Annotated in this window: 1 protein-coding gene; it reads right to left on the bottom strand. The window is 37.4% G+C overall.

Annotated elements, in window-relative coordinates:
* Nucleotides 1-46: 46 nt before the first annotated feature.
* Nucleotides 47-674 (bottom strand): GNAT family N-acetyltransferase (locus tag ABLT31_RS38850; RefSeq protein ID WP_367761071.1); only part of this gene is annotated, 628 nt, incomplete at its 5' end.

The raw sequence follows: 674 nt of genomic DNA, 5'->3' as shown, positions 1-674 counted from the left end.
TTAGCTTAGTAAGTTACTTTTGAGATAATTTGAAAAAACAGGAGTTTTAGCTCCTGTTTTTCCATTCATGTGAAAGAATCCCCATGTAATAAGTGTCATGATATTGACCATTTATGAAACCATGTTCCCGAAGAGTACCTTCCAAAACAAAGCCAAGTTTCTGATAAAGTTTCAGTGCGTTTTTGTTAATACCTCTTGTCGTTAAATAGATACGGTGGAGTCGGAGTTTATTAAAACCAATATCAATCAACAATGACATAGCATGATAGCCATATCCTCTTCCCCGATAATTTGGAGCCAAGAGAATCCCTATTTCTGCTCTTCCGTGAAAAGGTTCAATATGCGACAGATGACCCCAACCAATCAATTCATCTTCGCTGTTTAGAAACGCAAACATTTTATCATCGTTATTACGTTTATTTTGAACGTGATTTTGGACTTCCTGTAAGGTAATGAAAGTCCTGCCAACCATTGCAACGGACTCTTCTTCGTTGAGCCAAGCATGTAAAGATTCCATATCCTTGTCTTCAAATGCCTTAATAATTAGATTGCTTGATATGATAAACACCTCCCACTCTTGTACGATACAATTATACAATTTTCTTTCGTTAAACTGCCCTTTAGCAGAACAAAAACTGGACTGCCGGACGCAGCCCAACTTATCGAACAATCGA

The organism is Ammoniphilus soli (assembly GCF_040813775.1).
Note: the sequence above shows the minus strand (reverse complement) of the source record. Positions and strands in the feature narration are given on the sequence as shown.